This is a genomic window from Rathayibacter sp. VKM Ac-2760 (assembly GCF_009834185.1).
Taxonomy (GTDB): Bacteria; Actinomycetota; Actinomycetes; order Actinomycetales; family Microbacteriaceae; genus Rathayibacter.
Genome location: NZ_CP047173.1, coordinates 3,418,832 through 3,435,457, shown reverse-complemented (window position 1 = coordinate 3,435,457; position 16,626 = coordinate 3,418,832). Strand labels below are relative to the sequence as shown.

The following is a 16,626-nucleotide window of genomic DNA, read 5'->3' as shown; positions in this document are numbered from 1 at the left end:
GATCGTGAGTATCTTCTCAGTTCTCGCGCCGATCGTCGCGCTCCGCGGCCGGAGGGCCACACTGGTCCCATGCCCGGGACCGCGGTCGACAGGACCTTCCAGGACGCCTACGGCGTGACCATCCACTGGCGCTGGTGGGCGCGGCCCCGCCCTCGAGCGCTCGTGCAGATCGCGCACGGCGTCGGCGAGCACTCCGGCCGCTACGTCGAGCTCGCCGAGGCGCTCGTCGCCGCGGGCTACGCCGTCGCCGCCGACGACCACCGCGGGCACGGGCGCACCGGCCTCGAGCAGCACGGCGGCGACGTCGCCCGGCTCGGCCTGCTCGGTCCGGGCGGACTGCGCGCGGCGGAGGAGGCGATCAACCGGCTCACCCGCGAGCTCGCCGGCGAGAACCAGGGCGTCCCGATCGTGCTGCTCGGCCACTCCTGGGGCTCGCTGATGGCGCAGCGGATCGTCGACCACCGCTCCGCCGACTACGCGGCGCTCGTGCTCAGCGGCTCGGCCTACCGCCTCCCGGGCTACATGAACGCGGGCGACCTCGCGCGCCGGCACCGCGTCGCCGGCGGGCTGGGGCTGGAGTGGCTCTCGCGCGATCCGGAGGTCTGGCAGCGCTTCCACGACGACCCGCTCACCTTCACCACGCCGCTGGCGAAGCGGATCGGGCTCCGCGACACGCTCCGCCTGATCGGGCGGCCGGCGCGGCGGCCGGAGCAGCCGCTGCCGCTGCTGCTCGTGGTCGGCGCCGACGACAGCCTCGGCGGCGAGCGCTCGGTGCGCGCGCTCGCGCAGGCCTACCGCCGGCGCGCGGGGTACACCGACGTCAGCGTGCGGGTGTATCCGGAGGCGCGGCATGAGCTGTTCCAGGAGCTCAACCGCGCCGACGTCACCGCTGATCTGGTCGGCTGGCTGGGTGAGCGGTTCCCCGCGACCGGGGAGGACGTCGCTCCTCCGGCCTAGGCTGGCGTCATGCATGGCGAGTACAAGGTCCCCGGTGGAAAGCTCGTGGTCGTCGACCTCGACGTGGTCGACGGGAGGTTCGCCGGGTTCCGGCTCGCGGGCGACTTCTTCCTCGAGCCCGACACGGCGCTCGACGACATCGACCGCGCCGTGGTCGGCCTGCCGGCCGAGTCCGATGCGAAGACGATCGCCGCCGCGATCCGCCAGGCGCTGCCGGCCGACGCGGTGCTGCTCGGCTTCACGCCCGAGGCCGTCGCGGTCGCGATCCGCCGCTCGCTGCAGCAGGCGACCAGCTGGCGCGACTACGACTGGCGGATCGTGCACGCGAAGGCCGTCTCGCCGTCGATGCACCTCGCGCTCGACGAGGTGCTGACCGCCGCCGTCGGCGAGGGGCGCCGGGAGCCGACCCTGCGGATCTGGGAGTGGGACCAGCCCGCCGTCGTGATCGGCAGCTTCCAGTCGCTGCGCAACGAGGTCGACCTCGAGAACGCGGCGAAGTACGGCGTCGAGGTCGTCCGCCGCATCTCCGGCGGCGGCGCGATGTTCATGGAGGCGGGCAGCGTCGTCACCTACTCCCTCTACGTGCCCGGCGACCTGGTGCAGGGCCTCACCTTCGCCGACTCCTACGCCTTCCTCGACGAGTGGGCCGTCAGCGCGCTCCAGTCGCTCGGCATCGACGCGGTCTACCAGCCGCTCAACGACATCACCTCGCCCTCCGGCAAGATCGGCGGAGCGGCGCAGAAGCGGCTCGGCTCGGGCGCGGTCCTGCACCACGTGACGATGAGCTACGACATCGACGCCGAGAAGATGGTGCAGGTGCTCCGGATCGGGCGGGAGAAGCTGTCCGACAAGGGCATCGCCTCGGCGGTGAAGCGCGTCGATCCGCTCCGCAGCCAGACCGGGCTCAGCCGCGCCGAGATCATCGAGCGGATGAAGGCGACCTTCGTGCGGCTGCACGGCGGGACCCCGGGCGACCTGTCGGCCGAGGAGTACGCGGAGGCCGAGGAGCTCGTGCGCTCGAAGTACTCGACGCCGGAGTGGCTGCGCCGGGTGCCGTGAGGCGCGGGGGCCGGTGGCTCCTGCCTCCCGCCTCCCGCCTGCGCAGACCTCAGCTCGCGAGGAGCTCCTGGTAGTCGGGGTGCTCGGCGATGAACTCGGCGACGAACGGGCAGAGCGGCACGACGTGGGCGCCGCGCTCGTGCGCGTCGTCGAGGGCGGCCCCGACCAGGCGGTCGCCGAGACCCTCGTGGCGGTGCTCCGGGGCGATCTCGGTGTGCAGGAAGACCACGTCCGAGCCGCGGACCGTGTAGTCGGCGAGCCCGACGTTCTCGCCGTCGACCCACAGCGTGTACTGGGACCGGTCCTCGTCGTGGCGCACCTCGGAGATCATCTCGTCACTCTACGCCGGGGCCCGCCGCGGCCCGGGCACCCGCTCGCCGGGGCGTGTCGGCGGCTCCGGGGCGTGTCGGGGGAGCCTCCGCCCCCGTGACACCATGGCGGGGTGCCCAGGACGATCCAGATCGCGGACGGCGTCCCGGAGACCCGGAGCGCGGTGATCCACGCCGAGAACCTCGAGGTCCTCCCGCTGCTCGCGGACGGGGCGTTCACGGTCGTCTACCTCGATCCGCCGTTCAACACCGGGCGCGCGCAGGTGCGCACGTCGACCACCTCCGTCCGCTCGGCGACCGGGACGATCGCCGGCTTCAAGGGCCGCAGCTACGAGCGGATCCGCGGCGACCTCCTCCGCTACGACGACCGCTTCGACGACTACTGGTCGTTCCTCGAGCCTCGCCTCGCCGAGGCCTGGCGCCTGCTCGCCGACGACGGCACGCTCTACCTGCACCTCGACTACCGCGAGGCGCACTACGCGAAGGTGCTGCTCGACGCGCTCTTCGGCCGCGAGTGCTTCCTCAACGAGATCATCTGGGCCTACGACTACGGCGCCAAGGCCACCAAGCGCTGGCCGACCAAGCACGACACGATCCTCGTCTACGTGAAGGACCCGCGCGGCTACCACTTCGACTCCGCCGCCGTGGACCGCGAGCCGTACATGGCGCCCGGCCTGGTCACCCCCGAGAAGGCCGAGCGCGGCAAGCGCCCCACCGACGTCTGGTGGCACACCATCGTCTCGCCCACCGGCCGCGAGAAGACCGGCTACCCCACCCAGAAGCCCGAGGGCGTGCTGCGCCGCATCGTCCAGGCCTCCAGCCGCGAGGGCGACGCCGTGCTCGACTTCTTCGCCGGCTCCGGCACCACGGGCGCCGTCGCCCACGCCCTCGGCCGCCGCTTCGTCCTCGTCGACGAGCACGCCGACGCCATCGCCGTCATGCGCCGCCGCTTCGCCGCCCACGCGCCGGAGCCGCTCTTCCTCTGAGCCCGCGGGCCGCCCGTGCCCGCCCCCGGCTCGCCCCCGCGCGCCCCGCCCACTCCTCAAAAGTTGCGGTAGTCGCGCGCCACTACCGCAACTTTTGGAGGGTGAGGTGGCGGGATCGTAGGTGGGGGCTCCTCCACAGGGGGGTCTTGGGAAGCGGCGCCTGTGGAGAGCGGGGTCGGGGCCGAGGGGCGGGCCATCATCGGGGGATGAACGAAGCAGTCGGGCCCCTCGGAGCCTTCACGCGCGGTGCCGCCGTCAGGAGCGGCTGGTCGGAGGACCGGGTCCGGAGTCGCGCTCTGGCGCGCCCCTTCCACGGGGTGCGGACTCTCGTGGAGCCGCGCACGCATCTCCAGCGGGCGCAGGCGTACGTGCCGCGATTGCGAGCCGGGCACTTCTTCTCGCACCTGACCGCGGCGGTCGTCTACGGGGTCCCCGTGCCGGCGCGCGCCGCGGAGGACGACCCCGTGCACGTTTCCGTCTTCGATCCGGCGCGGCCGCCCCGCTGCCGCGGGGTGATCGGGCACGTGATCTCGGCGACGCGGGTGAGCGTGGTCGAACGACTCGGGCTCCCGGTCACCGATGCCGCCTCGACCTGGCTGCTCCTCGGTGCCGAGCTGCCGCACAAGGAGCTGGTCGCTGCGACCGATCATCTTCTGTTCGTGCCGAGAGCCGCCTCACCCGATCGTCCCTTCGCGACCAGGGAGCAGCTCGCGATCGCGCTCGACGGCTACCGCGGCAGGGGGTCGCGAGCGCTTCGCACGGCACTGGCCGCCGCATCCGACGCCGCCGCCTCACGACCCGAGACCGACCTCCGCCTCGCCGTCGTCGAAGCCGGTCTGCCTGTACCGCGGGCGAACGCGCCGATCAGAGCCTGGGGCCGGCTCATCGCGATCGGTGATCTCGTCTTCGAGGAGTGGAAGGTGCTGGCCGAGTACGACGGGACCCACCACCGGACCGGGGACGCCCAGTTCGCCCGCGACCGGCAGCGCCTGGTGGATCTCCAGCTCGCGGGCTGGATCACCGTCCCCGTCCGCGCCGAAGGCCTCGCCCGGGGACGCGCGCGCACCATCGCCGAGATCCGCGCCGCCCTCCGCGCCCACGGCTGGATCCGCTGACGCCGCAGCGACTCTCCAAAAGTTGCGGTAGTCGAACGCGACTACCGCAACTTTTGAGGAGTGGGCGGGGAGGGTCGGAGGGAGCGGGGCGCGGCCGAGGCTCAGGAGCTCGCGCGGACGATCAGCTGGGTGGGCATCAGGGTGCGGTGCTCGACGGTCGCGCCCTCGATGCGGGCGGTCAGCAGCTCGGCCATGCGGGCGCCGAGCTCGACGGGGACCTGGCGGACGGTGCTGAGGGCCGGGACCGCGGAGCGGGCGAAGATGTCGTCGTCGAAGCCGACGACCGCGACGTCCTCGGGGACGCGCCGGCCCGCCTCCCGGAGCGCCGCGTACGCGCCGACGGCCATCTGGTCGTTGGCGGCGAAGAGGCCGTCGATCGCCGGGTCGCGCTCGAGGAGGCGGCGCATCGCCTCCGTGCCGCTCTCGGGCGAGAAGTCGCCCCACTCGACGAGCGAGTCGTCGAGGCCCGCGTCGGTCAGGGCGCTGCGCCAGCCGATCAGGCGGTCGACCCCGGGCGGCATGTCGGCCGGTCCGGCGATGGTCGCGATGCGGCGGCGGCCGCCCGCGATCAGGTGCGCGGTCGCGACGGCCGCCCCGTCGGCGTTGTCGACGTCGACGAAGTAGGAGTCGCGCTCGTCGGGCGAGAGGGGCCGGCCGCCGAAGACGATCGGGAGCGAGCTCGAGAGCGCCGCGTAGGAGTGGTCGCCGGAGTGGTGCGAGACCACCAGGGCACCGTCGACGTTGCCGCCGAGGAGGTAGCGGCGGGTCTTCTCGCCGCTGGTCTCCGAGGCGATCAGCATCGAGAGCGTGTAGTCGGTGTCGGCCAGCCGCATCGCCGCGCCCTGCACGATGGCGGCGAAGAACGGGTCGGCGAAGACGCGGGCGGTCGACTCCGGCACGATCAGGGCGATCGACTGGGTCCGGCGGGAGGCGAGCATCCGCGCCGCGCGGTTGGGCACGTAGTCGAGCTCGGCGATCGCCTTCTCGACAGCGGCGACGATGTCGGCCGCCACCTGCGGCGCGCCGTTGACGACCCGCGAGACGGTGGCCCGCGACACTCCGGCCCGCGCCGCGACGGCCTCGAGCGTCGGCGAGCGCCCGCCGCCCCTGATCCCCTCGGTCATGCCCTCGGCCACGGTCTAGTCCAGCGCCTCGGCCGCGGTGCCGCCGATCAGGCGCGAGTAGACGAGTCCGGAGTCCTTGATCAGCCGCTCCTGGCTGGAGTAGTCGACGCGGACGATGCCGAAGCGCTTCTCGTAGCCCCAGGCCCACTCGTAGTTGTCGAGCAGCGACCAGACGAAGTAGCCGCGGACGTCGGCGCCCTGGTCGATCGCGTCGGCGACCTTCTCGACGTGGTCGAGCACGTACTGGGTGCGGTCGACGTCGTGCACCCGGCCGCCCTCGACGACGTCGTCGTAGGCGGCGCCGTTCTCGGTGACGTACAGCGGCGGGAGGTTCTCGTACTCCAGGCCCAGCCGGGTGAGCAGGTAGCGCAGCCCGTCGGGGTGCACCTCCCAGTCCATCGCGGTGCGCGGCAGGCCGCGGGACGGGAAGGTGAGGAACTCCGAGCCGACCCAGGGCGAGCCGACCTCGCGCTCGGTCGCCTGCGCGAAGTCCTCCGCGCCGGCCGGCAGCGGATGACCGGAGACGTTGTCGTCGTGGTAGTGGTTCACGCCGAGGAAGTCGAGCGGCTGCGCGATCGTCGCGAGGTCGCCGTCGTGGACCAGCTCGTCGAGGCCGAGCCCGGCGACGTCCTCGAGGAGGTCCTCCGGGTACTCGCCGAGCAGCAGCGGGTCGAGGAAGATGCGGTTCTGCAGCGCGTCGAAGCGGCGGGCGGCGTCGAGGTCGATCTCGTCCTCCGGGTCGTCGGGGACGGCGTTGGAGAGGTTGAGCGTGATGCCGAGGTTCTGCGCTCCGAGCTCGCGGAGGGCCGAGACGGCGAGTCCGTGCGCGAGGTGGGTGTGGTGGACCGCCGCGAGGGCCGCCTGCTGCGAGATCAGGCCGGGCGCGTGGATCCCGGCGCCGTAGGACAGCAGGGTCGAGCAGAACGGCTCGTTGAAGGTGGTCCAGTGCGAGACGCGGTCGCCGAGGCGCGCGTGCACGGCCTCGGCGTAGTCCCGGAAGCGCTCGGCGGTGTCGCGGTTCGTCCAGCCGCCCGTCTCCTCCAGGGCCTGCGGCAGGTCCCAGTGGTAGAGCGTCAGCCAGGGCAGGACGCCCGCGCCGAGCAGCTCGTCGACGAGGCGGGAGTAGAAGTCGAGGCCCTCCGCGTTCACGGCGCGGTCGCCGGGCTTCACCCGCGACCAGCTGACCGAGAAGCGGTAGGAGGCGAGCCCCAGCTCCTTCATCAGCTGCACGTCGGCGGGCATCCGGTGGTAGTGGTCGACGGCGACCTCGGGGGTGTCGCCGTTCGCGACGGCGCCGGGGACGCGGGAGAACGCGTCCCAGATGCTGTCCTCCTTGCCGCCCTCGTGCCCGGCGCCCTCGATCTGCGCGGCGGCGGTGGCCGATCCCCAGAGGAATCCGGCGGGCCAGTCGCGAGCGGCGAGGCGGTCGACCCGGGCGATCTGCTCCGGCAGGGTCGGGGCGGGGGAGGGGGGAACGGTCACTGCGGACTCCTTCGGCGGCTGTCCCGTCATCCTATGACCTCCGTGGAGCGCTCTCTCGACGACCCGGCGCGACCGGTGCGACCCGCGCCGACCCGCTCGGACCCGCGCCGACCCGCGCCGGAGACGCCGACGGCCCGGCACGCCGAGGCGTCCGGGCCGTCAGGGCCGTCAGGGAGGATCGAGGAGGAGCGGGAGTGCTCAGCCGCGGCGCTCGCCGCCGTCCCGCGGAGTCGTCGCGACGGAGTCGGTCCGCACGTCGGGCTCGATGCTCCCGGCGGCGAGGTCGGCGCCGGCGCGCGCGGCCAGCTGCGGATCGGTGCGGCGCAGCTCGGCCGCGGCGTCCTCGTTCGCGAGGTCGTGCGCCTCCTGCATCGCCGACTTCGCCCGCAGCGGCGGGGTCTTCAGGAACCAGGAGAGCACGAAGGCGAGCAGGACCACGCCCAGCGCGACCTGGAACACCGTGACCGTCGCGTCGTTGAAGCCGGTGAGGAACGGCGCGGAGAGCGCGTCGTTCGCCGTGTTCAGGAACGAGGTGTCGCCGTCGAGCGCCGAGCCGATCGCCGCGGTGTCCTGCGACTGCAGCAGCTTCAGGATGCCCGCGTTGGCCGGGTCGGCCGCGATCGTCGGGTCCGACGCGGCGGCCTGCAGGTTCGCAGCGATCGTCGGGTTCTTGAAGGCGGCGGCGATCGTCTCCGGGATGCGGCTGAACAGCACCGAGAAGATCACGGCGGTGCCCAGCGTGCCGCCGATCTGGCGGAAGAACGTCGAGGCGCTGGTCGCGACGCCCATGTTCGCCGTGTCGACCGAGTTCTGCGACGCGAGGGTCAGCGTCTGCATCATCTGGCCCAGGCCCAGTCCGAGCAGCAGCATGCCGCCCATCACGTAGATCACCGGCTTGTCGATCGAGACGAAGGACAGGTAGAAGAAGGCCGCCGACATCAGGAAGGTGCCGAGGATGGGGAAGGCGCGGTAGCGGCCGGTGCGCGAGATGATCTGGCCCGAGACGATCGAGGCGATCATCAGGCCGAGGATCATCGGCAGCATCAGGAAGCCGGACTCGGTCGGCGTCGCGCCGTTGACGAGCTGCAGGTAGAGCGGCAGCGCCATCATGCCGCCGAACATGCCGAAGCCGACGAGCACGCCCAGGACGGTCGCCATCGAGAAGGTGGGCGAGCGGAAGAGCTTCAGCGGGATCAGCGCGTCGTCGCCCATCATCCGCTCGGCCGCGATGAAGCCGATGATGCCGAGCACGCCGACGATGTAGCAGACCCAGGCGATCGGCGAGCCCCAGCCCCAGTCGCGACCCTGCTCGGCGACGAGCAGGAGCGGCACGGCGGCGATGATGACGAGGGCCGCGCCCCACCAGTCGATCCGCACCGAGCGGCGGGCGGCCGGCTTCGGCAGGTGCAGGAAGCGCACCACGATGAAGAGCGCGACGGCACCGATCGGCAGGTTGATCAGGAAGACCCAGCGCCAGCCGGTGATGAAGAGGATCTCCGGGGTGCCGGCGAGGAGGCCGCCGATCAGCGGACCGACGACGCTCGAGATGCCGAAGACGGCGAGGAAGTAGCCCTGATACTTGGCGCGCTCGCGCGGCGGCAGGATGTCGCCCATCACGGTGAGGGCGAGCGACATCAGTCCGCCGGCGCCGAGGCCCTGCACGGCGCGGAAGCCGGCGAGGCCGAGCATCGAGGTCGCGAAGCCGGCCAGGAGCGAGCCGATCAGGAAGAGGACGATGGCGATCAGGTAGAGCGGGCGGCGGCCGAAGATGTCGGAGAGCTTGCCGTAGATCGGCGTCGCGATCGTCGAGACGATCAGGTACGCGGTGGTGACCCAGGCCTGCTGCGAGAGGCCGTCGAGGTCGTCGGCGATGGTGCGCATCGAGGTGCCGACGATGGTCTGGTCGAGCGAGGACAGGAACATGCCCGCCATCAGGCCGAAGATCACGAAGAGGATCTGGCGGTGCGTCATGATCGCGCCCGACGGGGCGGCGGCGGTCGCGGGTGGGCGGGCGGAATCGGTCACGGGGGTCCCCTTGTCTGGCGGACGCTGCCAGGGCACGGCGGACCGCCGCAAACGTTGCGTGCTGCGCAAAGTTACACCGCGTGCGGAGTCTCCTCCAGCGGTTCGGGCGAGCCTGTGGAGGATTTCAGGAGGGGGCGCCGAACGGTCGGCGCGCCGGGCCGATCAGCGGTGCGCGGGGACCTCCGCCTCGGCCCAGCCGGCCTCGCGCAGGGCCGCGCGCGCCTCAGCCCGCGCCGAGTACGGCGTGCGCACGCCCTCGATGTCGCGGTAGTTCTGGTGCCCCGGCCCCGCCCAGAGGATCGAATCGCCCTCGTGCGCCAGCGAGACCGCCACGCGGATCGCGCGCTTGGGGTCGTCGACCTCGTGGATCTCGCCGTCGGGCCGAGCCGCCCGAGCGGCCGCGAGCAGGGTGCGGCGGATGGAGGCCGGCTCCTCGAAGCGCGGGTGGTGGTCGGTGATGACGAGCACGTCGCTGCCCGAGACGGCCGCCTCGGCCATCGCCGGCCGCTTCAGGGCGTCGCGGTCGCCGTCGGCCCCGAAGACCATGATCACGCGGCCGGGGGTGACCTCGCGCACCGCCTCCAGGGTGCGGGTGAAGGCGTCGGCGCTGTGGCCGAAGTCGACGTAGACGGTCGGCCCGTGCTCGCCCGAGACGCGCTCGGTGCGGCCGGGGAGCGAGACGTCGAGACCGCCGTCGCGGTGCAGCGCCGCGCGGATCTCGCCGATCGGCCGGCCCGACTCGATCAGCACCACGATCGCGAGGGCGGCGTTGGCCGCCATGTGCGCGCCGATGATCGGGACGGAGGTGGTGATCGCCCGGTTCTCCCGGTTCTGCACGCGGAAGTGGGTGCGCCCGAACTCCTGCTCGAGGATGCTGACCCGCCAGTCCGCGTCGACGTCGGGCAGCGAGGTGATCGTCGTGACGGGCACCCCCGCCTCGTCGCGGATCCGGGCGCCGGCCGGCGAGTCGAGCGAGACGACCGCGCGGCGCGACCGGTCGGGCTGGAACAGCTGCGCCTTCTGGGCGAAGTAGGTGTCCATGTCGCCGTAGTCGTCGAGGTGGTCGTGGCTGAGGTTGGTGAACGCGGCGACGTCGAAGACGACCCCGTCCACGCGGTGCCGGGTGAGGGCCTGCGCGCTGACCTCGATCGCGGCGGCGCCGACGCCCTCCTCCTGCATGCGCGCGATGAGGGCGTGCAGCTCGGTCGCCTCGGGGGTGGTGAGCCCGCTCGTGACGGAGGTGTCGCCGATGTGCCGCTCGGCGGTGGAGCTGAGGCCGGGCACGACGCCCAGCTGCCGGAGCATGCCCTCGAGCATGTGCACGGTCGAGGTCTTGCCGTTGGTGCCGGTGACGCCGAGCAGCAGCGGGGCGCGCTCGGTCGTCGCGTAGACGGCGGCGGCGGCGGCGCCGAGGCGGGAGCGCGGATCGTCGACGACGAGCACCGGCAGGCCGGTCGCGCGGGAGGCGTCCTCGCCGACGGAGTCGGTCAGCACGGCGATGGCGCCGCGGTCGGCGGCCTCGGCCGCGAAGTCGGAGCCGTGCCGGTTGACTCCGGCGAGCGCGACGAAGAGATCGCCCGGCTCGACGTCGGAGGCGGTGAGGGTGATCCCGCTCACCTCGACGGGCGGGACGCCGTCGTCGGGCAGCTCGAGCGCGCGGGCGAGGGCGGGGAGGGGCACTGCTCGGACGTGCAGGGGTCGCAGCATGGGGTCCTCTCGTCATCGGGACCGGGGCGGCTCATCCGAGGGGGCGGATGCGCGCGGTCGCCGAGGCTGTCACTCAAGCTAGGGGGTCTGCTTATGTGAATCCTTTGAGGATATTGGAGACGCGCGTGGAGGAGCAGTGGCGCAGCAGAACCTCCCTCGGCGCTTGACGAGGGCCTGAGAGCGTGCCGTCGGCCCGCGCGTAGGCTCGGAGCATGACCTCGGACGAGAACCGGACCCCGGAGGGACGCCCCGTCCGCCGTCGCGCGCTGGTCGTCGGGGGAGTCGCGGTGGCCGCCGGAATCGCCGCGGTCGGCGTGAACGCGGCGATCGGCGCGGGGCGCGCGAACGCTCCGACCGTCGCTCCCAGTCCGTCTTCGAGCGCGACGCCGACCGCCTCCGCGAGTGCGACGCCGACGCCGACGGAGACGCCGACGCCGACCGAGACGCCGACGCCGACCGCCACCCCCGGGATCGACCTGACCGCGAACTCCGTCGACGACCCGGCCAGCCTCTGGGTGGTCGTCAACAAGCTGCGGACCCTGACCCCGGTCGACTACGTCCCGGCCGACCTCGTCTACCCGGCCGTCCCGTACGTCAACCGCCAGCCGATGCGGCAGGCGACCGCGGACGCCCTCGTGCCGATGTTCACCGCCGCGTCGAGCGAGGCCGGGCTCTCGCTCGCGGTGCAGAGCGCCTACCGCTCCTACGACACCCAGGTCAGCGTCTACGCCGGCTGGGTCTCCACCCGAGGCCAGGCCGGCGCCGACGCGACGAGTGCCCGCCCGGGTCACAGCGAGCACCAGACCGGCTGGGCGGTCGACGTCGTCGGCTCCTCCGGCACCTGCGCCCTCGAGATCTGCTGGGGCGACACCCCCGAGGGCCGGTGGGTCGGCGCGAACGCGCACCGGTTCGGCTTCCTCGTGCGGTACAAGCCGGACACCACGCCGATCACCGGCTACGAGTCCGAGCCGTACCACCTGCGCTACATCGGGGTCGAGCTCGCGCAGCACCTGCACGACGCCGGCATCCCCACGCTCGAGCGCCTGTTCAGCCTGCCGGACGCCCCGGACTACGCGGCCGGCACGACCTCCTAGCGCGAGTGGCTCCGGGTGCAGCGCGCCTCGCGGGGCGAAAGACGCCCGGTCGGGCTCTTCTACCTGCGGAGCTGGCTCAGCTGGTGGTGGCTGCACGACCGGCGGCGGGCGGCGACGAGGAGGATCGGGCGGTTGCGCGGCTGACCGGTCGAGGCCTCGCGGCGCACCCGGTCGGGTCGTCCGGCCGGGTGTCGCCATGTCCGATCGGGCATCCGTCTGTGTCCGAAAACGGATCTGCAAGGGCTTGCGAACGGCACCGCGATCAGAAGCGGACGTGACAGACGGGCGTTGTTACCGTACCGTTACTCGGAGTGCTTTCGGAGGTCACCCTTACGGGTCTCCGACTCCCGCGTGGTGACATGGCCGCTTCCCCCCGATGATCCGCACGGCCCCCGTCCTCGTGCGCACCGACCCGTGAGTTCCCCTGTGCCCCACAGTTCCACCCGTTCCACCGTGCCCGCCGTCGGCGACGACTCCGCCGCCCCCGCCGAGCTCGCCCCGCCGCTGACCCGCCGCGAGGCGCGCGAGCGCGAAGGCCGCGTCCGCGCGACCGCGCCGGCGACGACTACCGTCGCCGCGGCGCCCGCCGTGCTCGCTCCCGCCGTCCTCGCGCCGGCCGCCGAGGGCATCCGCCCCTCCGCGCCCGCCCCGCAGCACCCCGCGACCGGCGAGGTCTTCCCCTCCCGCCGCGATCGCCGCGCAGCCGAGGGCCACCGCCAGCGCGCCGAGCCCGTGCGCCGGGGTGCCTCCTTCTTCCGCCCCTCGCGCCGCCACCTCGTGCTGGCGATGTCGGGCGGCCTCGTCGTCGTGGCGGTCGCCGCCGGAGCGAGCCTCACCGTCGGCGCCTCCACCACGACCGAGTCCGCGACGGCCTCCGGAGCGACGCCCACGCCGACCGCCGCCCCCGTCACGGTCCTGCCCGCCACCACTGCCGACGCCCGCGTCGTCCTCAGCAGCGTCTCCACCACGACCGGCACCGTCGCCGGCGGCACGAGCGTGACGATCTCGGGCTCGAACCTCGACTCGGTCGCCACGGTCCGCTTCGGCGACGCCGAGGGCAGCGTCACCGTCGACACTCCCGACCAGATCACCGTCACCGCGCCGCCCGCCGACGGCGAGGCCGAGGGAGTGGTCCCCGTCGCGTTCTTCGACGCCGGAGGAGCGCCCATCACCTTCGACGCCGTCACCGACTCGGTCGCCGCCGCGACGGTCGACCCCGTCCCCGCCGAGACGGTGCAGCCCGCGGTCGACACGACGACCCCGGCCACGTCGACCCCGGCCACGTCGACTCCGGAGGCGACCGCCGCCGCCGACGAGCCGCTGACCGCCGTCTCCGCGACCCCCGAGGCCGGCGCCACCGCCGGCACCGATGCGCAGCCCGCCGACCTCGTCGCCCCCAGCGCGACCGCCTCGCCCAGCCCGACCGCGACCGGCGTGCTCGCGACCACGAAGGTCGTCGCCTCGGCGATCACCTTCGCCTACACGCCCGACCCCGAGATCGAGGCCGCCAAGGCCGCCGCCGCGCTCGACGCGAGCCGCCTCGCCTCGCAGCTCGACTACCTCGAGACCTACTGGTCCGACTACAACTCCGCGCAGTACGGCGTCATCTCGGGCAACGACTGCGTCAACTTCACCTCGCAGTCGCTGATCGCCCGCGGCTGGGAGATGGACGGCGAGTGGAGCTACTCGCGGACCGGCGGCTACAGCTCGGCCTGGGCCTCCTCCACCGCGTTCAACTCCTACCTCGCCGCGCACCCCGAGCGGGCGACGCCGCTCACGAACGCGCAGCGCTCCGAGGTGAAGCCCGGCGACATCGTGCAGTTCGACTGGGACGGCTCGGGCGACTGGGACCACACCGGCGTCGTCACGAGCGTGAAGGGCGACGTCGTCCTCTACTCCTCGCACACCGCCGACAACCTCGATCAGAGCATCGACTCGGCCTCGGCCGGGCGCATCATGTTCTGGAGCGTCTGACCCTCTCGAGTCTCCGACCCTCCGCGCACGAGAAGAGGCCGCCGTCGCATCAGCGACAGGCGGCCTCTTCGTCGTTCGGCGCGAGCGTCAGTTCTTGAAGACGTCCTTGACGTCCTCGCCGACCTTCTTGGTGTGCGCCTTGGTCTGGTCGGCCTGGCCCTCGGCCTCGAGCTTCTCGTTGTCGGTCAGCTTGCCGGCCGCTTCCTTGGCCTTGCCGAGCAGGTTCTCGGCCGCGTTGCGGATCTTGTCGTCAGCACCCATGAGGGGCTCCTTCCGTTCGATTCGGTTCGTCCCTCGGCGCGGATCGCCGGGGGAAGGGGTGGGCGCGAGCGCCCGGGGTCACGCGACCCGGTCCTCCTTGGAGAACCCGGCGCGGGCACTCGAGGCGACCTCGAGCACGACGGGGAGCCGGGCGCCGAGCAGGCGGTCCATCGCGAGGACCTCCTGGTGCACGGCGTCCACGACCGTCCGGGGCGAGACCCCGGCGCGGGGGAGGACGCGGACCTTCAGCGCCGTCGACGAGCCGTGGCGGTAGGCCGCGACGGTCACGTCGAGCAGGTCGGTGCGTCCGGCGAGTGCGTTCTCGAGCACGTCCTCGGCGAAGCCGGTGGCGATCTCGATCTCTCCCGCGACCCCGCTCGCCGTGCCCGAGTCCGTGAGGACCGTGCTCGTGCGGCCGTGGCCGTGGGCGAGGATCAGGGCGAGGGCGAGCACGATGCCCAGGACGCAGATCCCGATGATCGCGTACAGCGGCCACAGCACGGCGGCGTCGCTCCAAGCGGTGCCGTCCTCCGGCGAGATCCGGGAGACGAGGGCCGCGCCCTGGCCGTCGGCGAAGTCGGCGACCGCGTCGCGGACCGGCTGGGAGCCGGCGATCAGCACCAGGCCGGCGGTGACGGCGGCGAGCACGAGCCCGACCAGGAAGAGGATCAGGCGGTTCACGAACCGGTTGCTCGTGGTCATCAGATCCTCCCGGAGTCGGAGACGCGGACGGTGGCGCGGGTGGCGGGCCTGGCCGCGATGCGGCCGAGCTCCTCGTCGACGGCCGACTGGACCGCGTCGCGGTCGACGGTGATGCCCGAGGAGGGCGTCACCTCGACGACGGCGGTGCGGCGGCCGATCGACGTGCTGGTGTCCTCGCGCCGCGAGCGGGCCGCGGTGCGGGCCGAGCGGGCGAGCGAGGAGGCGATCACGCCGTCGTCGATCACGACGGCGAGGCGGTCGTCGTCCACGGTGTGCCGGGCGCGGGCGCCCGGGGCGAGGGCGAGGATCAGCACGATCAGCGCGAGGATCGCCGTGCCCACCGCGATGCCGATGATCGCGCCGGAGGCCAGGTCGGTCACGCCGACGATCGCTCCTAGCAGCGCGGACGGGGCGAGCAGGAGCGGCGCGGCGCCGAAGACGGCGAGCACCGCCTCCGTGCCGACGTACGCGGCGATCAGCGCGATCAGCACGAGCACGACGATCTGTGCGGCCGAGCGGGAGCGGTGCGTCTCGCGCCGCAGGTAGCGGCGGTAGCGGGCGTCCGGGGCCGCGTCGCGCGTCGACGGTGCGGGGCTCATGCGACTCTCCTCGTTCTGGCGGTCGGGGTGCGGGTTCCGGTGACCCGGATGTCGACCCGGCTGACGGTGCGGCCGGTGAGCGCCCCCATGCGGGAGGCGATGCGCGCGCGATCGCGGTGGAGCCGGTCGAGGACGGTGCCCTCGGCGTCGGGGTCGAGCACGGCGGGGGCGGTCACGGCGAGCGCGAGCCCGCCGCTGTCGTCCGAGAGCCGCACGCGGATCGCGGAGACCTCGACGCCCAGCTCCTCGTGGACGATCGCGACCGCCATCCGCTCGATCGAGCGGACGGTGATCGTGACGGTCCCCGGCTCCTGGGCCGCGGCGCGCTCGGCGGGGCGCTGGTCGAGTGCGGTCATGGCTACTCCTAGCGAGAGGTCGTGCGGCCGCGGAACACGTCCACGAGGCTGCGCACGTCGAGCGAGCCGTCGAGCATCCGCGCGATCAGGACGCCGAGCGCCATGAACACGGCGGTGAGGACGAAGCCCCAGAAGCCGAAGAGCAGGGCGGCGAAGGCGAGGATCGCGCCGACGACGAGGCCGAGCGTGGTGCTGCGGCCGGCCGGGGCCGGGGTGCCGGGGGTGCGGGGGTCGCTCATCGGACGCGGCTCTCGGTCTCGGTGTCGCCCTTGTCCTCGCCGGGGATGTGCACGTCGACGATGGCGACGTTGATCTCGGCGACGGACATGCCGACGAGCTCGGTGATGGCCTCGGAGACCGCGGCGCGGACCTGGTCGGCGACCGACTGCATCGGCACCGGGTACTCGACGACGAGGGTCACGTCGGCGGCGACCTGGCTCTCGCCGACCTCGACGCTGACGCCCTGGGCGTGGTCGTTCCCGCCGACGGCCGAGCGGATCGCGCCGAAGGCGCGGGCGGCGTTGTTGCCGAGGGCGAAGACGCCGGGCACCTGGCGGGCGGCGATGCCGGCGACCTTGGCGACGACGGCGTCGTCGATGACGGTGCGGCCCTGGGCCGTGCCCGAGGCGGTGCTGTTGCCCAGGCTGGTGACGGTGTCGACCGAGGCCTTGTCGACGCGGGGGGCGGTGGGGGTGGCGGGGGTGCGCGTGCTGTCGCTCATGGTGACTCCTGTGCGTGTCGTCGGCCGCAGGTGGTGCGCGGCCGGGGTCGGGGAGTCCGGCGGATTTCCCGTCGGGCTGTGCTTTCATGAGTGAGACGGAGCCCGACGGGACTTCGTCACGGTGCGATTCGGAGA

The 16,626-nt window shown here is 73.0% G+C and carries 17 protein-coding genes; 6 read left to right on the top strand and 11 right to left on the bottom strand.

Annotated features, from left to right (window positions below; genetic code table 11):
* The first annotated feature begins 69 nt into the window (after positions 1 to 69).
* Together GSU72_RS15670 and GSU72_RS15665 are read left to right on the top strand one after the other, a co-directional pair.
* Positions 70 to 957 (top strand): alpha/beta fold hydrolase, encoded by an 888-nt coding sequence (locus GSU72_RS15670; protein WP_159985871.1) that lies wholly within the window; start codon positions 70 to 72, stop codon positions 955 to 957.
* Between the two features lie 9 nt (positions 958 to 966).
* Entirely contained in the window at positions 967 to 2,016 is a 1,050-nt protein-coding gene (locus tag GSU72_RS15665; RefSeq protein WP_159985870.1) for a biotin/lipoate A/B protein ligase family protein, read from the top strand.
* A gap of 49 nt (positions 2,017 to 2,065) precedes the next feature.
* Here the strand turns inward: GSU72_RS15665 and GSU72_RS15660 are convergent, their stop codons facing one another.
* Entirely contained in the window at positions 2,066 to 2,347 is a 282-nt protein-coding gene (locus tag GSU72_RS15660; protein WP_159985869.1) for a GNAT family N-acetyltransferase, read from the bottom strand.
* 111 nt (positions 2,348 to 2,458) lie between these two features.
* Here GSU72_RS15660 and GSU72_RS15655 point away from each other — a divergent pair, with 111 nt between their 5' ends.
* Both GSU72_RS15655 and GSU72_RS15650 read left to right on the top strand, forming a co-directional pair.
* Positions 2,459 to 3,331, top strand: a complete 873-nt coding sequence (locus GSU72_RS15655; RefSeq protein WP_159985868.1) for a site-specific DNA-methyltransferase — start codon at positions 2,459 to 2,461, stop codon at positions 3,329 to 3,331.
* A 206-nt stretch (positions 3,332 to 3,537) separates the two neighbouring features.
* Positions 3,538 to 4,446, top strand: a complete 909-nt coding sequence (locus GSU72_RS15650; protein WP_159985867.1) for a hypothetical protein — start codon at positions 3,538 to 3,540, stop codon at positions 4,444 to 4,446.
* Between the two features lie 101 nt (positions 4,447 to 4,547).
* On the opposite strand, the gene GSU72_RS15645 is transcribed toward GSU72_RS15650, so the two are convergent.
* The 4 genes from GSU72_RS15645 to GSU72_RS15630 all read right to left on the bottom strand — a co-directional run bounded on the left by GSU72_RS15645 (position 4,548) and on the right by GSU72_RS15630 (position 10,784).
* Complete coding sequence (locus GSU72_RS15645) at positions 4,548 to 5,570, bottom strand: LacI family DNA-binding transcriptional regulator (RefSeq protein ID WP_159985866.1); 1,023 nt, start codon at positions 5,568 to 5,570, stop codon at positions 4,548 to 4,550.
* 15 nt (positions 5,571 to 5,585) lie between these two features.
* Positions 5,586 to 7,010: a GH1 family beta-glucosidase gene (locus GSU72_RS15640; protein WP_244256139.1), complete on the bottom strand. Its 1,425-nt coding sequence runs from the start codon at positions 7,008 to 7,010 to the stop codon at positions 5,586 to 5,588.
* A 240-nt stretch (positions 7,011 to 7,250) separates the two neighbouring features.
* On the bottom strand, positions 7,251 to 9,023 hold the full coding sequence (locus GSU72_RS15635) for an MDR family MFS transporter (protein ID WP_159986871.1): 1,773 nt from the start codon (positions 9,021 to 9,023) through the stop codon (positions 7,251 to 7,253).
* A gap of 216 nt (positions 9,024 to 9,239) precedes the next feature.
* Positions 9,240 to 10,784, bottom strand: coding sequence for a UDP-N-acetylmuramoyl-L-alanyl-D-glutamate--2,6-diaminopimelate ligase (locus GSU72_RS15630; protein ID WP_159985864.1), 1,545 nt, complete (start codon positions 10,782 to 10,784; stop codon positions 9,240 to 9,242).
* Positions 10,785 to 10,996: 212 nt separating this feature from the next.
* On the opposite strand from GSU72_RS15630, the gene GSU72_RS15625 reads away from it, so the two are divergent.
* The gene (locus tag GSU72_RS15625) at positions 10,997 to 11,878 is read left to right on the top strand and encodes a M15 family metallopeptidase (protein ID WP_159985863.1); all 882 of its coding nucleotides are present in this window, start codon (positions 10,997 to 10,999) and stop codon (positions 11,876 to 11,878) included.
* Positions 11,879 to 12,304: 426 nt separating this feature from the next.
* Positions 12,305 to 13,852 (top strand): amidase domain-containing protein, encoded by a 1,548-nt coding sequence (locus GSU72_RS21855; RefSeq protein WP_159985862.1) that lies wholly within the window; start codon positions 12,305 to 12,307, stop codon positions 13,850 to 13,852.
* A gap of 87 nt (positions 13,853 to 13,939) precedes the next feature.
* Here the strand turns inward: GSU72_RS21855 and GSU72_RS15615 are convergent, their stop codons facing one another.
* From GSU72_RS15615 to GSU72_RS15590, 6 genes are all read right to left on the bottom strand, one after another.
* Positions 13,940 to 14,113 carry a CsbD family protein gene (locus GSU72_RS15615; protein WP_123444986.1) on the bottom strand — a complete coding sequence of 58 codons (174 nt, stop codon included), beginning with the start codon at positions 14,111 to 14,113 and terminating at the stop codon, positions 13,940 to 13,942.
* Positions 14,114 to 14,191: 78 nt separating this feature from the next.
* Positions 14,192 to 14,815, bottom strand: a complete 624-nt coding sequence (locus GSU72_RS15610) for a hypothetical protein (protein ID WP_159985861.1) — start codon at positions 14,813 to 14,815, stop codon at positions 14,192 to 14,194.
* Entirely contained in the window at positions 14,815 to 15,414 is a 600-nt protein-coding gene (locus tag GSU72_RS15605; protein WP_159985860.1) for a DNA/RNA endonuclease G, read from the bottom strand. Before GSU72_RS15605 ends, GSU72_RS15610 begins: the two co-directional genes overlap by 1 nt.
* Positions 15,411 to 15,770 (bottom strand): hypothetical protein, encoded by a 360-nt coding sequence (locus tag GSU72_RS15600; RefSeq protein WP_159985859.1) that lies wholly within the window; start codon positions 15,768 to 15,770, stop codon positions 15,411 to 15,413. The genes GSU72_RS15605 and GSU72_RS15600 overlap by 4 nt, the downstream gene beginning before the upstream one ends.
* A gap of 8 nt (positions 15,771 to 15,778) precedes the next feature.
* On the bottom strand, positions 15,779 to 16,009 hold the full coding sequence (locus tag GSU72_RS15595; protein ID WP_159985858.1) for a DUF2273 domain-containing protein: 231 nt from the start codon (positions 16,007 to 16,009) through the stop codon (positions 15,779 to 15,781).
* Positions 16,006 to 16,491 carry an Asp23/Gls24 family envelope stress response protein gene (locus GSU72_RS15590; RefSeq protein ID WP_159985857.1) on the bottom strand — a complete coding sequence of 162 codons (486 nt, stop codon included), beginning with the start codon at positions 16,489 to 16,491 and terminating at the stop codon, positions 16,006 to 16,008. The genes GSU72_RS15595 and GSU72_RS15590 overlap by 4 nt, the downstream gene beginning before the upstream one ends.
* Positions 16,492 to 16,626 lie beyond the last annotated feature (135 nt).

Coding starts and splice junctions, on each gene's coding strand:
- GSU72_RS15595 (WP_159985858.1), bottom strand. CDS start 16,009: ATGAGCGACCCCCGCACCCCCGGCACCCCGGCCCCGGCCGGCCGCAGC.
- GSU72_RS15605 (WP_159985860.1), bottom strand. CDS start 15,414: ATGAGCCCCGCACCGTCGACGCGCGACGCGGCCCCGGACGCCCGCTAC.
- GSU72_RS15650 (WP_159985867.1), top strand. CDS start 3,538: ATGAACGAAGCAGTCGGGCCCCTCGGAGCCTTCACGCGCGGTGCCGCC.
- GSU72_RS15645 (WP_159985866.1), bottom strand. CDS start 5,570: ATGACCGAGGGGATCAGGGGCGGCGGGCGCTCGCCGACGCTCGAGGCC.
- GSU72_RS15670 (WP_159985871.1), top strand. CDS start 70: ATGCCCGGGACCGCGGTCGACAGGACCTTCCAGGACGCCTACGGCGTG.
- GSU72_RS15615 (WP_123444986.1), bottom strand. CDS start 14,113: ATGGGTGCTGACGACAAGATCCGCAACGCGGCCGAGAACCTGCTCGGC.
- GSU72_RS15665 (WP_159985870.1), top strand. CDS start 967: ATGCATGGCGAGTACAAGGTCCCCGGTGGAAAGCTCGTGGTCGTCGAC.
- GSU72_RS15625 (WP_159985863.1), top strand. CDS start 10,997: ATGACCTCGGACGAGAACCGGACCCCGGAGGGACGCCCCGTCCGCCGT.
- GSU72_RS15630 (WP_159985864.1), bottom strand. CDS start 10,784: ATGCTGCGACCCCTGCACGTCCGAGCAGTGCCCCTCCCCGCCCTCGCC.
- GSU72_RS15590 (WP_159985857.1), bottom strand. CDS start 16,491: ATGAGCGACAGCACGCGCACCCCCGCCACCCCCACCGCCCCCCGCGTC.
- GSU72_RS15610 (WP_159985861.1), bottom strand. CDS start 14,815: ATGACCACGAGCAACCGGTTCGTGAACCGCCTGATCCTCTTCCTGGTC.
- GSU72_RS15635 (WP_159986871.1), bottom strand. CDS start 9,023: ATGACGCACCGCCAGATCCTCTTCGTGATCTTCGGCCTGATGGCGGGC.
- GSU72_RS15660 (WP_159985869.1), bottom strand. CDS start 2,347: ATGATCTCCGAGGTGCGCCACGACGAGGACCGGTCCCAGTACACGCTG.
- GSU72_RS15600 (WP_159985859.1), bottom strand. CDS start 15,770: ATGACCGCACTCGACCAGCGCCCCGCCGAGCGCGCCGCGGCCCAGGAG.